The 23,122-nt window shown below is 40.0% G+C and carries 9 protein-coding genes and 1 tRNA gene; 3 read left to right on the forward strand and 7 right to left on the reverse strand.

Annotated features, from left to right (window positions below; genetic code table 11):
* Positions 1-4: 4 nt before the first annotated feature.
* From ACOV1Q_RS02840 to ACOV1Q_RS02850, 3 genes are all read right to left on the reverse strand, one after another.
* Complete coding sequence (locus ACOV1Q_RS02840) at positions 5-3,112, reverse strand: SusC/RagA family TonB-linked outer membrane protein (protein ID WP_424492926.1); 3,108 nt, start codon at positions 3,110-3,112, stop codon at positions 5-7.
* A 337-nt stretch (positions 3,113-3,449) separates the two neighbouring features.
* Positions 3,450-6,233, reverse strand: a complete 2,784-nt coding sequence (locus ACOV1Q_RS02845) for a triple tyrosine motif-containing protein (protein ID WP_424492927.1) — start codon at positions 6,231-6,233, stop codon at positions 3,450-3,452.
* Between the two features lie 167 nt (positions 6,234-6,400).
* The gene (locus ACOV1Q_RS02850) at positions 6,401-7,093 is read right to left on the reverse strand and encodes a DUF2490 domain-containing protein (RefSeq protein ID WP_424492928.1); all 693 of its coding nucleotides are present in this window, start codon (positions 7,091-7,093) and stop codon (positions 6,401-6,403) included.
* 140 nt (positions 7,094-7,233) lie between these two features.
* On the opposite strand from ACOV1Q_RS02850, the gene ACOV1Q_RS02855 reads away from it, so the two are divergent.
* Positions 7,234-7,305, forward strand: a tRNA-Arg gene (locus ACOV1Q_RS02855).
* A gap of 81 nt (positions 7,306-7,386) precedes the next feature.
* Here the strand turns inward: ACOV1Q_RS02855 and ACOV1Q_RS02860 are convergent.
* A complete protein-coding gene (locus ACOV1Q_RS02860; protein ID WP_424492929.1) occupies positions 7,387-8,274 on the reverse strand; it encodes an outer membrane beta-barrel protein in 888 nt (295 codons plus the stop codon).
* Positions 8,275-8,324: 50 nt separating this feature from the next.
* Positions 8,325-17,564, reverse strand: a complete 9,240-nt coding sequence (locus ACOV1Q_RS02865) for an MBG domain-containing protein (RefSeq protein ID WP_424492930.1) — start codon at positions 17,562-17,564, stop codon at positions 8,325-8,327.
* Between the two features lie 587 nt (positions 17,565-18,151).
* Between ACOV1Q_RS02865 and ACOV1Q_RS02870 the strand changes: the two genes are divergently transcribed.
* Entirely contained in the window at positions 18,152-19,414 is a 1,263-nt protein-coding gene (locus ACOV1Q_RS02870) for a DUF418 domain-containing protein (protein ID WP_424492931.1), read from the forward strand.
* Between the two features lie 100 nt (positions 19,415-19,514).
* Here the strand turns inward: ACOV1Q_RS02870 and ACOV1Q_RS02875 are convergent, their stop codons facing one another.
* Positions 19,515-20,234 (reverse strand): hypothetical protein, encoded by a 720-nt coding sequence (locus tag ACOV1Q_RS02875; RefSeq protein ID WP_424492932.1) that lies wholly within the window; start codon positions 20,232-20,234, stop codon positions 19,515-19,517.
* A gap of 19 nt (positions 20,235-20,253) precedes the next feature.
* Positions 20,254-21,462: a PepSY-associated TM helix domain-containing protein gene (locus tag ACOV1Q_RS02880; protein ID WP_424492933.1), complete on the reverse strand. Its 1,209-nt coding sequence runs from the start codon at positions 21,460-21,462 to the stop codon at positions 20,254-20,256.
* A gap of 304 nt (positions 21,463-21,766) precedes the next feature.
* On the opposite strand from ACOV1Q_RS02880, the gene ACOV1Q_RS02885 reads away from it, so the two are divergent.
* Positions 21,767-23,107 (forward strand): sugar porter family MFS transporter, encoded by a 1,341-nt coding sequence (locus ACOV1Q_RS02885; RefSeq protein ID WP_424492934.1) that lies wholly within the window; start codon positions 21,767-21,769, stop codon positions 23,105-23,107.
* The last annotated feature ends 15 nt before the right edge of the window (positions 23,108-23,122 follow it).

Genomic DNA, 23,122 nt, shown 5'->3' on the forward strand with positions numbered 1-23,122 from the left:
ACAATTAAAAACCAATTGATGCCCCAAGCATAAAAGATCTTGCCTGCGGATATATACCTCTGTCTATACTTAATACACCACCTCCAATTTCGGGGTCAAAACCGGAATATTTTGTAAAGGTGAAAAGGTTCTCGCTCATTACATAAACCCTCACTTTTTCAAATCCTACTGTAGAAAGAGCACTTTCAGGTAGGCTATATCCTATTTGAGCTGTTTTAATTCTGAAATAATCTCCGTCTTCCAGGTAAAAGTCGGAAGGATTGCTATAGTTATTATTAGGATCATCATTTGTCATTCTTGGAAAAGAATCTGAAGTTCCCGGGCCTGTCCATCTGTCAAGAGCTTTGGCAGGATAATTCGCGTTGGCGATATCAAGCCTGCGAAGGCCCTGGAATATTTGGTTTCCGGCCACACCCTGTCCAAAAACGGTGAAATCAAAGTTCTTGTAGTAGGCATTTACCGTAATACCATACGACCAGTCTGGTGTTGGATCACCAATAAAAACCCGGTCTTGTTCATTAATAGAACCGTTTCCATCAGTATCCTGCCACCTAAAGTCCCCGGGCACAGCGTTTGGCTGAATTAACTGCCCCTCGGCATTTGTGTAATTATTGATTTCTTCCTGAGTCTGGAAAATGCCTAATGTTTTAAAACCGTAGAAAGAATTTACTGCTTCCCCTACAGCGGTCCTGGTAATAGGGAAAGTACTGGATTGAAATGCTTCACCCCCATCGAGGTATTCCTGGCCGTCGCCTAAAAAGGTCACCTCATTTTGTAGATAAGAGGCATTTGCATTCGCAGAAAAGCCAAAATCTTCTCGGTTTAATGAATATCCAAAGTTCACTTCGACCCCTGTATTCTCCATATTTCCAACATTTCGGGCCGGATTACCTATTACCCCTGCAAATGCAGGAATTCTTGGATACAGTAAGATGTCTGTGGTTTCTTTTCTGTACCAGTCCACTTCCAGGGAAAAACCATTGAAAAAGCGGGATTCAAAGCCAATGTTTAGCTGGCTGGTTTCTTCCCACTTGAGATCTGGGTTAGCCGGTGCCTCGGGACTGTAACCAACATCGTAGCTGCCCACCTGATCTCCAAAAGCATAATTTCTTCCGGAGCCAATTGTAGAAAGAAAAGCCAGATCTCCAACATTATCATTACCCACAACTCCATAGCTACCTCTCAATTTAAAGAATCTGACGGGATTATTTGTACCCCAGAAATTTTCTCTGGAAGCTACCCAACCTACAGATGCTGAGGGAAAGATACCGTACTTGTTATTCGCACCAAACCGTGAGGATCCATCTCTACGAATGATCCCACTAAAAAGGTATTTTTCACCATAGTTGTAGTTGATTCTTCCAAAAAGAGATGCAACTTTATGTGGTACATTTTCATTTCCATTCGCAACGATGTCGTCTTCAGGCACATCGAAATTTAAGGAAGCATCATCAAAGTTATCGACAGGAATTCCATATTTGGTAACACTTAAACCTCTGGCTTCATTTTCTTTATATGCTCCCTGACCTAAAAGTACGGTAAAATCATGTTCTCCAATTTGATCTGAATAAGAGACGGTATTCTCTAAATTATAATCAAGTTTATTATTGCTACTTCTCATATAAGAAGTTTGGGCGGTACTTGTAGAAGCATTTAAATAGTTGATGGGCGTAAATGCCTCGTCACCCCAATAAGATAATTTAACACCAAGGTTGGAACGGAATACTAATCCTTCAATGGGCTCGGCCTCCACAAAAGCATTTCCAACAAAATTGTCACTGTAGCCAAAGTTCCCAAGACGGGTTTGGATATATGCCAGGGGGTTTATAATCTCCTGAGCAACATTTTGTGAAATACCGTAAGGGTTTCCATTGGCATCACGAATAAAGGGAAGGTCCTGGTTGTACGGGAACTGTCCAAGCCTCTCAGGATCGGTCACGATTACAGGTGTAAGAGGGTCTAAATTAATGGCTGAACTCAGCGGCCCACCATATTCACTATTGGTATTTCCAATTCCAACACTTTTATTTCTTGAATATCCAAAATTTTCCCCGAAGGTTAACCATGAGGTGATGTCGTGTGTAGAGTTTAAACGTATGTTAGTACGTTCATAGTTTGAAATATCTGTTGCCACAATACCTTCTTCCTCAAGATAACCAAAAGAGAAATAAAAGCTGGAGACATCGCTGCCTCCGCTAAGGCTAACCTCATGATTTTGTCGAAAGGCTGAATCATTAAAAATAACATCCTGCCAGTCTGTGCCCGCACCCAATGAGCTTAGATTAGAAAAAATTATATCTCCACCATCATTTAGGCTGGCTTCGTTACGCAAGGCTGCATACTCGGTAGCATTAGTTAAATCAATATGCTCTGCCGGTTCCGAAAATCCCAAATAGGTATTGTAAGTAAGCTTCATCCTACCTTCTTTACCAGATTTTGTAGTTACAAGTATCACCCCACTGGCTGCCCTTGCCCCATATATGGCCTGGGAAGCTGCATCTTTTAAGACTTCTATGGAAGCTATATCAGATTGATTTAAATAGTTAATCCCGCCGTTGTCGACTACCACTCCGTCAACAATCCATAAAGGGTCGTTATTGTTTAAAGTAGTAATCCCGCGCACCCTTATGGTAGCACCGGAACCGGGCTGCCCACTGGATGCAGCAACTGTTAATCCTGAGGTACGACCTTGTAAAGCTTCTCCTACAGTATTTATAGGGAGCGTTTCAAGATCTGAAGCATTTACACTGGAGATGGCTCCTGTTACCACACTTTTCTTTTGTGTTCCATATCCAACAACGACCACTTCCTCCAGGGATGCAGCATCCATAGTCAATGTAATCCTGACATTTTCAGCTTCTCCTACCTCTACTTCCTTTGATTCATACCCTAAGAATGAAACCACCAGGATATCACCTGCAGAAGCCTCAATAGAGAAATTACCATCAAAATCTGTTGTGGTACCGGTCGAGGTTCCCTGGAGGATGACGTTGGCACCAGGTAGAGGAATGCCGGCATCATCCACTACAGTACCGTAAATTGTTTGGGTTTGAGCCCAGCTACTACTAATCACGAGAAGGAATAGGAGTATCAAGTAATTTTTAACTTTCATACGATTAGATTTAGATTAAAGTTTTAAAATTCGTTAGCAGGTTCATTTCAGAATAGATTTTTGAAAACGTTTGCGGATTGTGTATAATCAATGAGTGCAAAGTTTACCTGAGAACAATGTATTAATAGAATGTTAAGTGATTTCGAATTTCCACCTTTACAAAAAATATACAGAGGTAGATTTTATCAATAGACAATAAAAAATGGTTGTAAAATGACTGTAATTAAGGATTTGATAAAAAATACCTTAAAATTTAGGTACTTCATAATCCATTGTAGATGAGGCAAATCAGGTTCTTGTAGAGGGAATGTAGAGTTTTTTGAGCTCTTTGTATAGCTTAAATCTGAAGAATATAGTCTGTTAAATTTGTTTCCCGGGGCAAATCCATCTTCTTTCTTAATCGATATCGTTTAATTTCTACACTTTTAACCGAAATATTAAGGAGGGGTGCAATTTCTTTAGAGGATAGATTAAGCCGCAGATAGGCGCAGAGTTTTAAATCATTCGAAGTAAGTTGTGGATGCAGTTGTTTAACTTTTTTGAAAAAGTCCTTATCCGCATTATTAAATGCCTCTTTGAAGAAGTTCCAGTTATCTTCTTCATTAATATCCCTGTCAATGGTATCAATAACCAATTTAACCTCTTTGGAATTTTCCGAATCCTGGAGCTTTTGCTTGATGCTCGTAAGAAACTCATTTTTCTTAATAAGGCTCATGGTGGAAACTGCAAGTTCCTTGTTCTTGCTTTTTACATCCTTTTCCAGCTGTTCATTTTGAAGTTTAATAATCTTTTGTTCCGCTTCGAGATTTCTCATGCGCAACTCTTTTTGATTTTTCTCAATCTGTTTATTGTGGTGCCTTTTATAGGCCTGATGAACCAGAAAAAGCAGAAGTAGAAAGATGACCAGGTAACTAATTAGAGCAAGATTGCTCAAGTACCATGGTCGGTTTATTTCAAAAATATAACTTTTCGTTCCAGTTGTTTCTTCACCAATTTTTCCTCTTACCTGAAATTCATAAGAGCCATATGGCAGGTTTTCGAAAGCCGCGGTGTGTCTTGTATTCCATTCGCTCCATTGTTCACTTAGACCCAGGAGCCTGTAACTGTAAACCGGAACGAGAAATTTCTTGTATTCAGGAATGCTGAAGTCAAAAATAAAATTATTGGTTTTATAATGAAAGGCAGCTTCTCCTTGCAGCAGCACGGGCTGAGGTTGTTGATCTAAAGCTGCTTTATAAACCTGGTCGATTCTCACTTCTTTCTGAACATTCTCACGTTCGGTCTTCTGGAATTCCAGGTAACCGTTGGCCACTCCCAACAGGTAGGTGTCGTTGCCAAGGGAAGAAATGTTTTCGTAGCCCAGGGTAATATTCCGGAGATCCTGTGGCAGATAAACAGAATTTACTTTGTAGTCATTACTGAGAAGCGCCGGGGTGACAGAAAAGATGCTATTGGCCGAAAAACCCCAAATTTTTTCATTCCCTTCACTAACTATTTTTCCCGAGATACGTGCTGTTTCTTCAATAACTTCTCCTAAACGTGTATTTTCTACGAACTTATTTTCATTTTCGTCATACTTGAAGATGACTTCAAGAGTAGAATAATACAGGCTATCCTGGAACTGAAATAAACCGGAGGTAATTCCCGAAACATCAGAAAACTGATAATTTTCTGTTTCAAAAATGGCATTTTCGGGAGCATTTATCCGAACCCGAAAAATCCCCCGGTGCTCGTTGGAGATCCAGATATCTCCATCTTCTTCGGTCACAATAGAATTGGAAGAATGTGGAAATCCGATTAGCTGTGGTAGTGCCAAAAAGGAACCGTCTTCCTCTTTCTTAAGCAGACCTATTCCGTTGTAGTGCCCCTGTACATAATAATCGGGATTTTTTTTGTACTTTTTTACAGTCCACGTCCCGGCGCGGTCCACAATCCGGCGTGCATTTTCTCCTTCTATGATGTAAGTTCCCCTGTTGTGGCCGCAAAATAGTACTCCATCAAGCATTTGAAGACTCCACACCTGGCCGTTCGTATCTTCCATAAGGTGGAAGTCCTTTTCTCCATTTTTTCGATAGTACAATCCCTGGTTGGTACCCAGATACAGGTAATTTTCGCCCTGAAATGAAGTGTAGACCGAACCTATGCTCCCCTGGCTATCTTCAAAGATCCTGAAAGGAGAATTAAGATTGATTACGCTAAGGCCGTTGTCCAGGCCGGCCCATATATTTTGATCCATATCCTGAAAAAGACTAAGGACAGTGTTGTTCAGAAGTCCGTTCTTCTGATTAAAATGAAGTACAATTTCTCCGCTGGAATTCACCTGAAAAATGCCATTTTCAACAGTTCCAATCATCAGGGAACCACCGTTAAGATGTAAAGCAGAGAAAATACTGAGATCGCTAATGGCTTCACTAAAATCGCCAAAAATTGACACGAGGTTCTCGCCATCCCAGCGGTAAAAATTTCCAGATTGGGTGACAAGTTGTAAATTCCCCTCCTCCTTGTAAATGAGTGGTAGTTCAGAATACTGGATCCTCTCATCTTCAATGACCAGCTGCGGCTGGCCGTTGTCAATTTTATAAAGACCATCTCCCAGAACCTGGAAATAAAGTTCATCATCTACTTTAAAGATCCCAATTATGTTACTGGGTTGGGAAAAGACTTCTTTTACTTCAGCTTGATCGATGTTATAGGCGTAAATAGCTTCAAAACTTTGAAAAATGACAGTTTCATCAATAATTTCAATGTTCCAGAACTGTTCTCCATCTCTAACACCATTAGGAAATTTCGGTAAAAGGCTTGTATAAGTGAGAGAACCAAAACCATTTTCTTCCCAGTAGCCCATTTCCATATAAGCTCCGGAATATATCCGGTTCCCCACGGCTTTTACAGAGCGAACAACAGTTTTGTTCGCCATGGGATACAGGTTCCATTCTGCGCCGGTGTACTCTAAAACTCCTGTGCCGTTTGCCACATAAATATTCTTATTTTGGGCCTGGGTAATCATCCAATTCTGGTTGCCGGCCTTGTATGCATTTGCATCAAAGTTTATCACCGGTGGCAGCTCCTGGCTCACCGCAGTTAAAGGAATAAGCAGAAGGAGAAGAAAAAGGATGCGCAAGGGGTTTCTTTTGGGTAAATTTAACTTAAAATGGTGAAATAAGAACCAGGAATGAATTTTCTGTTTCAAGAGTTCACCATTTCAAAATTCTCTTCTGAAAAATAGTCTTTATTTACTTAAGAGTCGCTTCCGAAGGAATTTTCCTTTGTTTCTGTTATGAGAAAATATTAAAAAGTATGATGAAGGCTAAGCTGTACTTGTCCTTTAGATCGGGTATCCAGAGTTTGCTCCATATAGCCTGCCTGCATTCTTAATTGATTGGAAATGGAGTATCCCAAAGCTGAATAGAACCGGTTTCGGTCAAAAAATTCAACTTTATTGCCGTTTCCTATTGCTCTTTCTCCATTGATGAATAGTTCGTTATAAAATGCCAGATAAATGGCATTTTTGGATATAACCTGCTGGTTTAGAGGAATATTTAGAAAAAAGTTATAGCGGTACCGGGTTCGAAAATCCTGATTTTCTACCCAACGTTGTTCATACCGAAACCTATGGGTTAAATAAATTCTTGAACCTAGCTTTTGTGGAAGTAGCGCTTCCTGATACACCCGGTGCTCTTTACTTGTATCATCACTATCACCAAAAGCCCCGGAAGTAATGTGGCCGTATCCCAGGGTAAATTTAATATTGGCATTTTCTGGGCTGTATGTGAGTCCGCCTCTTAGGAGTAACTGTTCTAGATCTCCTAATAAATCCCAGTTTCGGTATTGCACGTCCCCCTGAAGCCCCCATTTGTCATTCGAAAAATTAGTATTCCAGAAGTACATATACCAGCCCCCTGTTTCATCTTTATCGATCTGGGCCGAAGCTGGAACAGTAAAGGATGCAACAATAAGGAGAATTAAATAGAAGCGTTTCATGATCAAATTTTGGCAAAGATAAAATTTCTTGGATTTTCTGAAAATGCCATTTCCAACCAGTTTGTTTTTTTACGCCGCAGATTCTATAAATACACGTCAAACATTTAATAATGTTTTTTTAAATTTGCATCCGGTTTTAAGGCCTCGTAGTTCAATGGATAGAATAGAAGTTTCCTAAACTTTAGATCCAAGTTCGATTCTTGGCGAGGCTACTTTAGTTTTTGATACGATACAAAGAAAAAGCCAGCTGATTTTTCAGCTGGCTTTAGATTACAAGACTTTAAATTCTAAGGCTACAGCCCCAACGCATAGCGTATTTTTAAGCCCATTGCCATGTTCTGCACCTTGTCAATGTATTCCTTACCCTCCGTTTTATTGGTAGAATTCAAAACACTATTAGATGGAAAGGAAGTAGGATCTTCTGTATTGTAGGAAATAAGGTTTTGAAGAGAATTTTTCTCCATTAAATCATTAAATCCATAATCCACAAACAAGCCCATGTAAAAAGCGCGGTCATCCTGCAGAAGGAATTTTACTCCGGTTTCCAGATTGATCATGTAACTGGTTTTAAGATCCAGGGATTTTTTGCTGTTGTCAATACCTTCAAATTCCCCGAAGCCCATAAATTCAGGCGCACTCAGTTCGGCATCATATTGCTGGTAGTAGCCACTGGTAACTATAGAGGACGCTTCAGACTCGTATTCAGATTTTAGGTTAAATCCGACCTTTGCTCCTCCTGCCGCAAAAAAGCGGATTTGACCAGTTGTTTCATACTGGATCTTTAAAGGAATATTTAGATAGTACGCAGCTTGTTCTTCAGAAAAATTTTGCAAACTGTATCTAAATTCAAATTCCTCTCCTTCTATATCAGTAGCCTGATAAGCATCATTAATGGAATTATAATTAGCACTTCCCTGAAAGGATTGCACTTCAGCTCCTGTAGAAAGGCTCCAGTTCTCATTCAGGTAGCGGCTGTAGTTTACTCCGGCACCCAGGCCATTCCCCATGTTTTGCTCATCCTGCTCATGCTCATAAGAAAGACTTGAAAAAGGACCTTTTAAATGAAATGAAAGCTCATTCCTTGACTGGCCGTAGCTTTTGCCGGCGCTTATTACGACAATTGCCAGCATTAGAACCTTAAAGGCTGCTATTTTTTTTCTTGTTGTATTTATAGGTTGCATATATTTTACGTTGAATTAAAGCGCTACTGTGAAGTAGCGCTTGTTCATTTTTACTTTACAATGAATTTTAAAGTTTTTGTTCGTGTACCTGTTTTACAGGTAAGAATGTAAACTCCCTCCTGCATTCTACCAGACAATTGAATGGTGGTAACCTTCTTATTAGATTTCATTTGTTCTAGCAGGTCTCCGTTTAACGTATGTATGAAGATTTCCATAGTTTCCAGTTCTTCCTCAGGAAAATCTGTATGCAATTCCATTTGACCACCTGCATCAACAGGGTTAGGAGTTAGAAATACCTCATACGTGCTTTTCATCTTTATTGAGGTAGCGCAGGTTTGCAAGACTTCTCCTTCTTCTGTGGTCATGACCACATAGAATGTGCTGTTGGCATCTAGACGATCACCAGCATTTGGTCCTTCAGAGAAATATTGCCCTGATCCTACGTAACTGTTATTTTTATACCAGTCAAACTTTACGAATTTATATCCGCCGTTGGTTTCAGGATTGTTGTTTACCAGCAGTACATTGTTGAACTTCTGAATTACAACATCTTCAAAGTTGAAGGTTTTCTCAATTTTAATGCGGTAGGATCTCGCATCGCTTCCATCTTCTGAAGTTACCGTCACATCTCTGGTGTAAATCCCCGGAGCAGGCGTCGGAATAACAAACACATCCTCTTCATCAACCGAAGCACCGGTAATTGGTTCTAACTGGATTTTCACTTCATTTTCACTGTTTCCGCAATTAATGAGATAGTAGATCTCCTCTGAAGGATTGGAGTAGGTGCTGCCATTTATAACCACATTTTTCAGTCTTGCGTGGCTTCCTGTAATTGTGAGGCTTCTTGAAACCGATGTGGCTTCTTTGTAATTCTCATTTCCAGCCTGATTTGCCGTAATGGTTATTTGTCCGGCTTCCAATGGTCTTACAAATCCACGTTCGGTAACCGTCGCGGCAGGATTTTCAGAGTCATACGTAAAGGAGTAGGACACCGGTAAACCTGAAGAAGCCGTAGCATTCAACATAAAGTAATCTGTATCTCGCAGGACAACATCTTCAAGTGCGTCAAAAATGATGTTTTGATCTGCTTTTTTGATGACCAGATCAGCAGTCAACTGAAGGTCGTTGAAGTTCTCCTGACTTACTGTTGCAGTTACTTTATAAGTTCCTGCATTGGTCTTGTCGTTATTCTCATACTTCACTGTAGCGCCTTCGGGAAGACCGGATACGTTTAAGTTGTGAACATCACCATTGTAAGTAAACTCTTCACTTTCAAGAGTTACTCCTTCAATTTCTGCATTTTCAATGACCAGGCTTACTTCTTCGGAAGCGGAGAGATAATTGTCGGTTTCTTCCGCAGAAATAGTTACATCATATGTTCCTGAGTTGACATATCCTTGCTCCGAAGCGTAAGTCAATGCAGTTTCTTCATGGTTCAGCTTAGCTGAAACATTTTTTACTGTTCCGTCATACGTAAACGTCTGAACAGCTTCTGCAGTAATAACTGCTACAGCTTTTTTGATAACAAGATCTGCAGTGAGCACTTCATCATTATAATTTTCCTGGCTTACCGTGGCGGTTACTTTATAAGTGCCGGCGTTAATTTGCTCATTATCGGCATATTTTACACTGGCGCCTTCAGGAAGATTTTCCACGAAAATACTGTGCGCTGTCCCGTCATAAACAAAACTTTCACCTTCAAAAACAACTCCTTCAATTTCGGCGTTTTCGATTTCTAGGCTTACTTTTTCAGAAGCTGACAAATAATTGTCAGTTTCTTCAGCAGAAACAGTTACTTCATATGTTCCTGCGTTGATAAATCCTTGTGCCGGAGTGTAAGTCAGAGCAGTTTCTGAATGATTCAAGCTTGCTGAAACATTTTTAACCGTTCCGTCATAAGTAAAGGTCTGAACAGCATCGGCAGTGATTATAGCTTCGGCTTTGTTGATGACAAGATTTGCAGTCAGTGCTTCATCATTGTAATTTTCCTGGCTAACCGTGGCGGTCACTTTATAAGTTCCCGCGTTAATTTGCCCATTATCGGCATATTTTACGCTGGCGCCTTCAGGAAGACCGGTTACATAAATACTGTGCGCTGTCTCGTCATAGACAAAACTTTTACCTTCAAAAACAACTCCTTCAATTTCTGCATTTTCGATCACCAGGCTTACTTTTTCAGAAGCGGACAGATAATTGTCGGTTTCTTCAGCAGAAACAGTTACTTCATATGTTCCTGCATTGGTAAACCCTTGTGCCGGAGTGTAAGTCAATGCAGTTTCCTCATGATTCAGGCTTGCTGAAACATTTTTCACTGTTCCGTCATAAGTAAAGGTTTGTACAGCTCCAGCAGTAATTATAGCTTCAGCTTTGTTGATCACAAGGTTTGCAGTCAGTACCTTATCATTGTAATTTTCTTGACTAACAGTTGCAGTCACCTTATAAGTTCCCGCGTTGATCTGATCATTGTTTTCGTACTTCACTGTAGCACCTTCAGGTAGACCGCTTACGGCTAAGCTGTGGGTTTCACCATTGTAGATGAAAGTATCATCTTTAAAAGTTACTCCTTCAATTTCGGCATTCTCAATCACCAGTGAAACATCTTTGGAAGCAGACAAATAATTGTCGGTTTCTTCAGCAGAAATAGTTACATCATAAGTTCCTGCATTGGTAAATCCTTGTGCCGGAGCATAGGTTAGTTTGGTTTCCGCATGGTTCAGCTTAGCCGAAACATTTTTTACTGTTCCGTCATAAGTGAACGTCTGTACAGCTTCAGCGGTAATTATTGCTTCAGCTTTGTTGATCACAAGATCTGCAGTCAGTACTTGATCATTATAATTTTCCTGACTAACAGTAGCAGTCACTTTATAAGTGCCAGCGTTAATTTGCCCATTATTTCCATACTTCACTGTAGCACCTTCAGGAAGGCCGGTTACAAAAATACTGTGCGCTGTTCCGTCATAAACAAAACTATCACCTTCAAAAACAACTCCTTCAATATCGGCTTTTTCGATCACCAGGCTTACTTCTTCAGAAGCGGACAGGTAATTGTCGGTTTCTTCGGCAGAAATAGTTACATCATAAGTTCCTGCGTTGGTAAATCCTTGTGCCGGAGCGTAAGTCAGAGCAATTTCCTCATGGTTCAGCTTAGCTGAAACATTTTTAACTGTTCCATCATAAGTAAAGGTCTGAACAGCTTCCGCGGTGATCACGGCTTCGGCTTTGTTGATCACAAGATTTGCACTCAGCACTTCATCATTATAATTTTCCTGGCTAACAGTGGCAGTTACTTTATAAGTGCCTGCGTTAATTTGCCCATTATCGGCATATTTTACGCTGGCGCCTTCAGGAAGATTTTCAACGAAGATACTGTGCGCTGTCCCGTCATAAACAAAACTATCATCTTCAAAAACAACTCCTTCAATATCGGCTTTTTTGATCACCAGGCTTACTTCTTCAGAAGCAGACAGGTAATTATCGGTTTCTTCGGCAGAAATAGTTACATCATAAATTCCTGCATTGGTAAACCCTTGTGCCGGAGTGTAAGTCAGAGCAGTTTCTGAATGATTCAGGCTTACTGAAACATTTTTAACCGTTCCGTCATAAGTAAAGGTTTGTACAGCTCCAGCAGTAATTATAGCTTCAGCTTTGTTGATCACAAGGTTTGCAGTCAGTACCTTATCATTGTAATTTTCTTGACTAACAGTTGCAGTCACCTTATAAGTTCCCGCGTTGATCTGATCATTGTTTTCGTACTTCACTGTAGCACCTTCAGGTAGACCGCTTACGGCTAAGCTGTGGGTTTCACCATTGTAAATGAAAGTATCACCTTTAAAAGTTACTCCTTCAATCTCGGCTTTTTCGATCACTAGGCTTACTTTTTCAGAAGCTGACAAATAATTGTCGGTTTCTTCAGCAGAAATAGTTACCGGATAATTTCCTGCATTGGTAAATCCTTGTGCCGGAGCGTAGGTGAGTTTGGTTTCCTCATGGTTCAGACTCGCTGAAACATTTTTAACTGTTCCATCATAAGTGAAAGTTTGTACAGCATCGGCAGTGATTACGGCTTCGGCTTTGTTGATGACAAGATTTGCAGTCAGTACTTCATCATTATAATTTTCCTGGCTTACCGTGGCAGTTACTTTATAAGTGCCTGCATTAATCTGGTCGTTGTTTTCATACTTCACCGTAGCACCTTCAGGAAGACCGGTGACTGCTAAGTTGTGAATTTCACCATCATAAATGAAAGTATCACCTTTAAAAGTTAGACCTTCAATTTCTGCATTTTCGATCACCAGGCTAACTTTTTCAGAAGCAGACAGGTAATTGTCGGTTTCTGCTGAAGCAACAGTTACGGAATATGTTCCTGCATTGGTAAATCCTTGTGCCGGAGTGTAAGTCAATTCAGTTTCCTCATGGTTCAGACTCGCTGAAACATTTTTCACTGTTCCATCATAAGTGAAAGTTTGTACAGCATCGGCAATGATTACGGCTTCTGCTTTTTTAATGACAAGATTTGCAGTCAGCACTTCATCATTATAGTTTTCCTGGCTAACCGTTGCAGTCACTTTATAAATTCCCGCGTTGGTTTTCCCATTATTGTCATACTTCACTGTAGCACCTTCAGGAAGATTTTCTACAAAAATGCTGTGCGCTGTCCCGTCATAAATAAAACTATCCCCTTCAAAAACAACTCCTTCAATCTCTGCATTTTCGATCACCAGGCTTACTTTTTCAGAAGCTGACAAATAATTGTCGGTTTCTTCGGAAGCCACAGTAATTTCATATGTTCCTGCATTGGTAAATCCTTGTGCCGGAGCATAAGTCAATGCTGTTTCTGAATGATTCAGTTTAGCTGAAACATTTTTCACTGTTCCGTCATAAGTAAAGGTCTGAGTAGCATTAGCAGTGATCACAGCTTCGGCTTTTTTGATAACAAGATCTGCAGTCAGTACTTTATCATTGTAATTTTCCTGACTAACAGTTGCAGACACCTTATAAGTTCCCGCGTTGATTTGATCATTGTTTTCATACATCACTGTAGCGCCTTCAGGAAGACCGCTTACGGCTAAGCTGTGAGTTTCACCGTTGTAGGTGAAAGTATCACCTTCAAAAGCAACTCCTTCAATCTCTGCTTTTTTGATCACCAGGATTACTTTTTCAGAAGCTGACAAATAATTGTCGGTTTCTTCGGAAGCCACAGTAATTTCATATGTTCCTGCATTGGTAAATCCTTGTGCCGGAGCATAAGTCAATGCTGTTTCTGAATGATTCAGTTTAGCTGAAACATTTTTCACTGTTCCGTCATAAGTAAAGGTCTGAGTAGCATTAGCAGTGATCACAGCTTCGGCTTTTTTGATAACAAGATCTGCAGTCAGTACTTTATCATTGTAATTTTCCTGACTAACAGTTGCAGACACCTTATAAGTTCCCGCGTTGATTTGATCATTGTTTTCATACATCACTGTAGCGCCTTCAGGAAGACCGCTTACGGCTAAGCTGTGAGTTTCACCGTTGTAGGTGAAAGTATCACCTTCAAAAGCAACTCCTTCAATCTCTGCTTTTTTGATCACCAGGATTACTTTTTCAGAAGCTGACAAATAATTGTCGGTTTCTTCGGAAGCCACAGTAATTTCATATGTTCCTGCATTGGTAAATCCTTGTGCCGGAGCATAAGTCAATGCTGTTTCTGAATGATTCAGTTTAGCTGAAACATTTTTCACTGTTCCGTCATAAGCAAAGGTCTGTGTAGCATCCGCAGTAATTATTGCTGCTGATTTTTCTGGATCGGGAATAGACGTGCCAATCTCTACAGAAAATAATAAATCATTTGTTGAGTATTCAATATTATTCAAGGTTAAGGTTCCGCCGTTATAGATATTTTGTGATGTAAAATGAGTGTTCAATTTTCCAGCTGTAATCACCCAAGAGTAAACATTGCCCTCCTGTAATGTTATATTTAGATCTGAGAAATCTATTTTGTTCCTATCCTCAAAGGAAGTTCCTGCGGAAAAATTAATTGAACTTTTTGAGCCTAAAAGGTTTCCTGAATTTCCAACTCCTGAATAAATAGATATGGATACATTATTTGAAGCCTCAGCAGCATAAATTTCTAAAGTTTTCAAGATGCCATTTCCACAAGATGTAAAACTATGTCCAAAACCTTCATTAAGATTCAAATTATTGACATCGAAACTTGTAGTTTCCTCTGTGGAATTGATTAAACAATTACTTTCAGGACCAGCCATGATAGCCACATTTACCGTAATCTCGTCACTATTTGTACCATCATCAACTTTTATGGTAAAACTATCTTCACCGCTATAGCCTGTTGTCGGTTTATAAGTTAAACCGGAAGGTGTGATAGAGCCGCCGTTACTTGTTGCACTGGCAGGGAAACCACCCAGACTTCCATGGGTTGGGCCGCTGCTAACGTTCCAGGTTAAATTGTCTCCGCTGTCATTATTGGTGACGGCTAAAAGATCATTAATTGCCGTGTTTTCGGAATTTTCATTTACAGTTAATTCCGTTGAAGCGCCATTATTAAAAGAGGGTGGAATATTGTTCTCCGGCATCTCCCAGGGTATACTAAGAGTTGTGGCATAACCAGAATTGGAAATAAACACTTCACTGCCGGTTCCATCGAGGCTAGCTCTGTTGATATTATCCTTTACTGAATCGTACCAATACACCTTTGAATTATTTACATCAATGCTGATACCGATGGCATCGCTGGCGCTTACCACATCCGCTCTACCGGTTCTATCGAGTTTGATACGCTCAATTTTTGAACTTTCGTAATTCGGCCAGTACAGATATTTGTTTTTTTGATCAATATATAGGGTAGTAGCATACCCGGGATTGGAAATGAATTCCTCACTGCCAGATCCGTCCAGGTTACCTCTATATATACTTCCATTAGTTTGATCGTACCAGTAAACTTTTGAATCACTAACATCTACGCTAATACCAATTGGATCCGTAGCACTAATGACATCTTCTCGTCCAGTCCCATCAAGCTTGATCCTCTCGATCTTAGAGCTATTATTATTGGGCCAATATAAATATTCATTCACATGATCCACAAAAAGAGAGGTAGCATAACCGGAATTCGACACAAATTCTTCAATGTTAGTTCCGTCAAGATTAGATCTGTAAATTTTTGAGGCGTTCTGATCAAACCAATAGGCTTTTTCATTGCCTTGATCTATGTCTATGGCAATAATCGATCCTGAAGCTCCAATGGTCACAACATCCTGACGAGACGCACCATTCAATGAAGCTACTTCTATTTTGTCTTTATTTTCGTTAGGCCAGTACAATAATTGAAGCGGATCAACTGCCACTGCGTTTGTCTTAAAAACTTCCTCAGCACCATAGCTCGTGCCTTCACTGTTAATAGCATATGCCCGTACGTAATAAGTGGTTTCTGCTGAAAGATTGGTAATAGCTTCTTCAAAGGTGCCGGTGCCATTTCCATCCTGTACTCGGGTGGCACGTCCATCGCCTATAGTTGGGGGCGAGCTAACTCCATATACGAATCCTCGATCGGTTACAGTGGCTCCACCATTATCAGTTACATTACCGCCAAGGGTTGCTGTGGTAGCTGTAATTCCTGAAGCGGCTGTGGTGGAAACAATAGGGGGAGTATTGGTTGCCGGAGTGCCGACCGCAGAAGATACGGTTATATGGCCCATTGCAAAACGTGAATCTCCATTATCTTTATTAACATTTGTACCTAAATGAATAAAATACACTTCATCAATATTTTGCCATTCAGTACCGGTATAATCAATACCACGTTTTATAGTACTAATTTCCGCGAGATCAATATCTCCAATTAGAAAATCCGATTCCACAACCTTTACCCCATCCCGGTAGCCTTGCATACGGAAGTTACCACCTGCATCCCTGTCAGCTTGAGAAATAAAAACCCATGAATCCAAACTAAATTCTGCACCTGAGATTTCTACCAAAGAGTAGCCTACACCTTTTTGATGAGTCGACACTACAGATAATGACGCCGTAGCATCTTGTCCTGTGTTTTCAAGATTATTTTCGTAAACAAAATTGTTATAATTAGTAAACGGAGCAGTGTCTCCTGCATCGAGCCTGAAAGTTCCAAGAGTAACGGCAGGGATTCCATCTTCTCCGGTTGTTGCAGAGTTCCCGTTTGAACCATCAGTCCATTTTATGACAGATGTAATGCTCTCCTGTTTTGGATTAACAGAGACCTTTACTGTAATCTCATCACTATCTGTTCCGTCATCAACTTTAATTGTAAAACTATCATTCCCGCTGTAGCCGGAAGTAGGAGTATAGGTCAAATTAGAAGGAGTAACAGAGCCACCATTACTCGTTGCACTGGCAGGAAAACCGCTAAGGTTTCCGTGGGAAGGACTGCTGCTAACGCTCCAGGATAAATTATTGCCGCTGTCAATATCTGTAACTGCTAAAAGGTCGTTAATTGCCGTGCTGCCGGAATTTTCATTTACAGTTAATGTGGTGGAAGCTCCATTATTAAAGGAAGGAGGAGTATTGGTTGCAGCTGGTGTTATATTGGGAGTTGCATATGAGGAAGGACTAATATCATATGGATTATTATTATCCGAAATCCATGAGGAGGGATTGTTTATTAAGGTTCTGATTTCATCTGCAGTTCCAGATAAAGGTCCATTATACTTTGCATTATCTACTTCCGGACCGGGTGCAGGAAAAAGAGAAACAGCATTCACTCCATTGGTAAGACCTGGAGGAAGAAGGCTTTCGGCACTTCCGTTTGTCGGATTCCAGTTATTCCATTTAGTGGTAGCATCATATTTTTCAGAATTATAATCACCATTTACTGCAGCAATAAAAGTGGGTGTGCTAGGTCGGGGGCCACTGGTACTTTGATAAGCTAATATCTGATCACCTGCAAAAAGGCTAAAGGCTTTATCATTAGGCGATAAATGTGTTACTCCATTAGAAGAGCCGGAAACAGTAAAGGTATTGGAGGTATTTGTTTCTACTACCGAAACTACTGTCCCAACAGTAATTCCTGAAGGGATAACCCATTTAAGATGTGGTTCAACTTCATTGCCCCATTGGTCTTGGCCCCATCCTTCCTCTGTGAAGTAAAGGGTTTCTCCTGCAGGAAGATCTTTTAAAGCTATAAATGAAAATCCATCCGGGGCATCCGTATTAAAGCCTATAAAAGCTATATCTCCGGCTTGCAATGTTTGTGCATGTGACGAAAGCACATAGGTAAAACAGAAAATTTGAAAAATTAAAAATAGTAGTTTTTGTTTCATGAATATTTGATTAAGATAGAGAAGATTTTGAGCTTAATTTCCCCGGTACGATGGGCTTTCCTATATAAATTGGATTAGGATAATGGGTTTAAAGGCAAGGATTGACTTCCTCACCAGACTGCTGATGTGAAAAATTCTGGTTTTGGGCTTCAGTAATGCTAAAGCCATAAGATGGAATGAATAAGTAATTCTACTTCATATAGTAATTTTTTGAGGCTTTTAGATGTGGCAATTTAAAGAGCTCGATTTTATAAATTAACACATTTTAAGAAACTGGGGGTGAAATTAACACTATTCCTATAACAAAAAAATATTTTATTGAAGTTTATGTGTTTAATTATGTTTTTCAACGAACTGAAAATCACTCGTAAGAGACATTATCTGCCATATTAAAGGGCTGGTGACAAATAACTCATAAAAGTTAAAAAATTAACGAAAGTAAATTCCTACATGAACAGCCTAAAGGTTATTCTTTATAACATGAAGGATTTTGAGATGCAGCATATTTGGTAGTCCTGCCAAACTTGTGTGAAAGTCTTCGGTATTTTTATTTCCTTCCGTATTTTGAGAAGCTGCATAACCATTGTATGAACCTAAAGCATCTCAGAAAATCAGAAAGAAGAATTGAAACCATAGATGTTCTTCGGGGATTTGCCCTGGCAGGGATCCTGTATGCTCACATGATCATCTGGTATACAGGGGCTGCATTGCCGGCCAATGTCTATTTTAAATATGACAGCACTATTGATAACCTGGCCATGGCTATTTTTGGAGCCTTTGTGTTCGGAAAGTTCTTTTCTGTTTTTTCCTTCCTCTTCGGCCTAAGTTTTCATCTTCACTTCAGAAACAGGAGTGTCAAACCCAGCTTCAATAAGATATATCTCTGGCGTTTGTTGCTGCTTTTCATGATTGGTATTGTACATCATGTGATCTGGCGTGGGGATATACTCGCCATTTATGCTGTGCTGGGAGCGGTTTTAATGTTTTTCCGGCGTCTCCCTCTAAGGTTAATTCTTACTCTGTCTTTGTTGCTCATCCTTAATTTTCCCACCCATCTTTATGAACTTCTGAAGACAGAAACTATCACGGCAGCTGTAGATTTTCCTATGGAAGAAGCGGCAACAAAATATTACGATCTGGTGCAAAACGGCGGATTTTTGAGTGTAGTAATAGATAATTGGCAGTCCTGGCCCAATAAATTTTCCTACCAATTGGAAAGCGGAAGACTTTTGATGACCTTCGGTTACTTTTTGCTTGGCTTGTATGCCGGCCGTGCTAACTTATTCACTTCCATAGAAAAGAACTTTTCGAAAATGCTGAAGTGGAAAAAATTCACTGAAAAAGCGACTCTTTTCCTGCTTTTAATCGGTTTGATAATGCTTGTAAATGACATTGTTACAATCCCAAGAATTGAAATTATCCCAAAATTTAAATGGCTGGCAAATTTCCTTTTCAGCATTTACAATGCCTGTCTCACCGTATTCTTTATTACCTTAATAACAATACTTTTTAGAAAGCCATTTTTTTACTCAATTCTTAAACCGCTGGCGGCAATGGGAAGAATGGCACTTACGAATTACCTGCTGCAAACAGTTGTTGGTCTGCTACTATTTTATGAATTCGGATTGAATTTATTTGATAGAACATCGCCCGCAGTAAATGTATTGCTGGCTATTGGAGTGCTGGTTTTGCAGTTGAATTTTAGTAAATGGTGGTTAACCCACTACAAGCAGGGGCCGGTAGAATGGCTTTGGAAATCATTGACCTATTTCCGGTTTAATCCCAATAGAAAAAGGAAGGAAGCATCTGCTGTAGTTGGCAATAGACAGGAGACTTTTGAAGAAGCCTGAGTTTCCTTCTGAATAAAAAGAGCCCCGGCAATGAACCATTACCAGGGCTTTATCTATTGAAATAGAAAGAGATTTCAATTTACTGCCAAAAATGCCATTTCTAAGACTTCTCTATTTTTTGTGTTGCACAACGCCAAACCGAATTGTATGAAGCTTTCCCTGTTTTTCCCGACTCATCTTCGTGGTAGGTCGTTGCCTCAAGAAAATACACGCCATTTTCATCCAGCTCTATTTCAAGAATACCTTCGGAATTACTCTTGACCTCTTTTGTTTCTCCTGATGGCAGAAAAAGAGTGGCGGTAACTCCTTCTTTCAGCGCTCCTTTAAAGTAGGTTCTAAATACCCTTTTTGAAGCATCAGTATTCGAAAGTTCTTCAGCTAAAACCAACTCCGGACTTTCAGAATTTACAGGCAATGCAAGAGCATTTTTCCCGACTAAGACCGGCGCGAATGCATTGAATTGATAAGCTGTTTTATCACCCGGGTCTTCGGCAGTATGTGAGATTTCCAGGCGATAGGCTCCGTTCTTTTCAGGAGTGAAATTTGCGCTGTAATGGTCTTCATGTGCTGTAGTAGGTAATTTTGTTCTGCTACCATTGGGTTGAACGAGCCATAGATCAAAATCGGCCACATTTGAGTACCAGTCGGCTACTTTTTCTACCGTACCTTCTGCAAATTCACTGTAGTAGATTTTAACTTCATGATTTTTTCCAGTTTCTCCTTGCGGCTTTGTGTCTATGTAGAGTGCATGTGCGTTTACAGCTCCTGCCGATAAAAACAGGAACATGAGCAATAAGAAAGAATTTTTGATATTTTTCATAATATTAATTTTAGGTGTTTTATGATTTATAATTGGGAAATTTTAGTCCTTCTATCCTTTTGTTCGGGTTCTTTTTCCACCACACAATGAAACCTGTAATGGGAAGGCTGGCCGAAATAATACAAACCAGAAAGGCAATAATCTTTGTCCAGATTCCTCCAATTGCCCCTACGTGAAGATCATAATTGAGTTTCATCAATTGTTCCCCACCGTTGGCTTCTGAAAAAGAGGGATCTTTCGTAAGTTCTTTTAAGGATTTTTGTTCATAAAAGGTGCTCCTGGCCTGCCACCTTGTTTGAAAACTGGGATTGATATTGACATTCCATGTGCCTTCATTTCCGCGGGGATATTGTATTGTTATTTGGTTTTCTGAAGGATCAATGCCCGTATTCATCACCTGCCGGAAAAGCACATCTTCATCTGCCATTTCAAAGCTGCCTACAGCGGTGGTATCAGATACGGTAATTTCAGTATTTTGTTCTTTACCTCCCGAAGCTGCATAATAAGCAGCATCTGAAAACCATTTCATCCCGTACACCATTCCGGTCAGACCCAGAATTAGAGCCACAAGAAGGGAATAAAATCCAAGTACATTATGAAGATCATAATTAAGTCTTTTAAACTTTGCGGTCCATTTTATTTTAAAGCTTGCGTCTTTCGTATTCTTGTTCCATCTCTTTGGCCACCATAGTACAAGGCCTGTGAGTAAAGCTATGACAAACATGAGTGTGCCATAAGCAACAATAGGTTTTCCTATGTTTCTTGGAAGCCAGAGTTGGTAATGGCCAATAATCATGAGGCGCCAAAAATCGCTATTTAATCTTCGGTTGTGAAGGCTTTCTCCGGTATAGGGATTTACGTAAACCTCCTGGTAATTTGAACTGTCGGCATAATATGGAACCATGGCACTGCGTCCCTCTCCGCGATAATAAACAGCGTAGACTGAAGGAAATCCGTACTCCTCTTTTACCTTTTCGCTGAGTATAGAGGGTGGAAGAAATTCGGCACCTTCAGTATATTCAACGGTTTGATAAGGTTCTATCAATAATTTTATTTCCTGTTCAAAAGTGAGGATAGCTGCGGTAAAGCTCACCAAAACCACCACAATTCCCGAAATAAGGCCCAGCCATAAGTGGAGCCAGGCTGAAACTTTATAGAAGTAGGATCTACCTTTCTTTTTTTTCTTCAGCTTTTTCTTCTTTAGTGGTGCTTGAGTAGCGGGGATCATGTTAATTTTAATTAAAGCTGATGTTCTTGAGGTTATTATTTATTAAGACTAAATCTAAATAAAAGCAAATGTAAATATTTTTTTCAATGCCAAAAGAGTGAAAAGTGGCTTTTTTTTAGAACATTTTTCCTCAAGCGTTAATTTTAGTTGGTTAATTCATTTTGTTCAATAAAGAATTTCTGCAGGAAAAGCAGTAGTAGCTACGGTATGGTTGATAATTTTTAACGATATTGGCTATTGGAGTAAGAAGTCATTCTCAAGAATTAAGCTTCAAATTCCGGATTTCTGTAAAACTCTGACTTCAATGAACACATCAAAATTATATTTCTGGTCTATTGTAGTGGCTTTAGCCGGATTTCTTTTTGGCTTTGATACGGTAGTAATTTCCGGAGCCGACAAACAGCTTCAGCTTTTATGGGGAACAAGTGATCTCTTTCACGGGCTCGTGGTGATGTCCATGGCGCTATGGGGAACTGTTCTGGGAGCAATTTTTGGTTCTATTCCCACCAATAAATTGGGACGCAAAAATACCCTTTTCTGGATAGGTGTTTTGTACGTTACTTCTGCCATAGGTTCTGCGTTAGCAAATGATCCAATTGTTTTCGCGATCTTCCGGTTTTTGGGTGGAATAGGAGTGGGAGTTTCTACCATTGCCGCACCTTCTTACGTTTCTGAAATTTCACCCGCCTCAAAAAGGGGACGCCTGGTAGCACTTTATCAATTTAACATTGTCTTCGGAATATTAATGGCTTACATCTCGAATTATTTCCTGCGAGACATTGGTGAAGCCGCTTGGCGGTGGATGATTGGTGTAGAGGCTTTTCCTGCATTGCTTTATACTTTGCTGGTACTAACAGTTCCAAAAAGCCCAAGATGGCTGGTAATTTACAGGAATAACTTTTCCAAAGCCAAAGAAGTATTAGCCCGGATCTATCCAGAAAGAGACTCCGAAAGAGAACTATCCATCATTGTTGCAAACCATGAAAAGGAGGATAGTAGTGAAAGTATTTTCCAATCAAAATATAAATATCCGCTGTTACTTGCCTTTTTTATCGCTTTTTTCAATCAATTTTCGGGGATAAATGCATTTCTGTATTATGCACCGCGTATTTTTGAAATGTCAGGTTTAGAAGAATCTTCGGCTTTTTTGAGCAGCATCGGGATTGGACTCATCAACCTTATCTTTACCCTCATTGGAGTAGCTTTGATCGATAAATCTGGAAGGAAGAAGCTCATGTATATTGGTTCTGTAGGATATATTTTTTCGCTGGGTCTAGTCACGCTGGCTTTTCAGCTTAACTGGCCGGGCTTCTATGTGCCTGTTTTCTTTTTTGTCTTTATCGCGGCTCATGCCGTAGGTCAGGGTGCAGTGATCTGGGTATTTATTTCTGAAATCTTCCCGAACCACTTGCGTGCAAACGGACAATCTTTTGGTTCTTCGGTTCACTGGATTCTCGCGGCTCTTATACCGTCATTTATTCCATATTTATTTGATTCTATTGGTGCTCCTGTAGTTTTCGGAATATTTACTTTGATGATGGTATTCCAGTTGCTATGGGTGAAATTTTACATGCCTGAAACAAAAGGGCAGGAGCTGGAGTTCTTATCTGAAAATATTTCCCGCAAAGGAGGAAATTCACCATAATCATAAGTTTTCGGC

Source organism: Salinimicrobium maris (assembly GCF_049680855.1).
Lineage (GTDB): Bacteria > Bacteroidota > Bacteroidia > Flavobacteriales > Flavobacteriaceae > Salinimicrobium.

Coding starts and splice junctions, on each gene's coding strand:
- ACOV1Q_RS02840 (WP_424492926.1), bottom strand. CDS start 3,112: ATGAAAGTTAAAAATTACTTGATACTCCTATTCCTTCTCGTGATTAGT.
- ACOV1Q_RS02850 (WP_424492928.1), bottom strand. CDS start 7,093: ATGAAACGCTTCTATTTAATTCTCCTTATTGTTGCATCCTTTACTGTT.
- ACOV1Q_RS02860 (WP_424492929.1), bottom strand. CDS start 8,274: ATGCAACCTATAAATACAACAAGAAAAAAAATAGCAGCCTTTAAGGTT.
- ACOV1Q_RS02865 (WP_424492930.1), bottom strand. CDS start 17,564: ATGAAACAAAAACTACTATTTTTAATTTTTCAAATTTTCTGTTTTACC.
- ACOV1Q_RS02870 (WP_424492931.1), top strand. CDS start 18,152: ATGAACCTAAAGCATCTCAGAAAATCAGAAAGAAGAATTGAAACCATA.
- ACOV1Q_RS02875 (WP_424492932.1), bottom strand. CDS start 20,234: ATGAAAAATATCAAAAATTCTTTCTTATTGCTCATGTTCCTGTTTTTA.
- ACOV1Q_RS02880 (WP_424492933.1), bottom strand. CDS start 21,462: ATGATCCCCGCTACTCAAGCACCACTAAAGAAGAAAAAGCTGAAGAAA.
- ACOV1Q_RS02885 (WP_424492934.1), top strand. CDS start 21,767: ATGAACACATCAAAATTATATTTCTGGTCTATTGTAGTGGCTTTAGCC.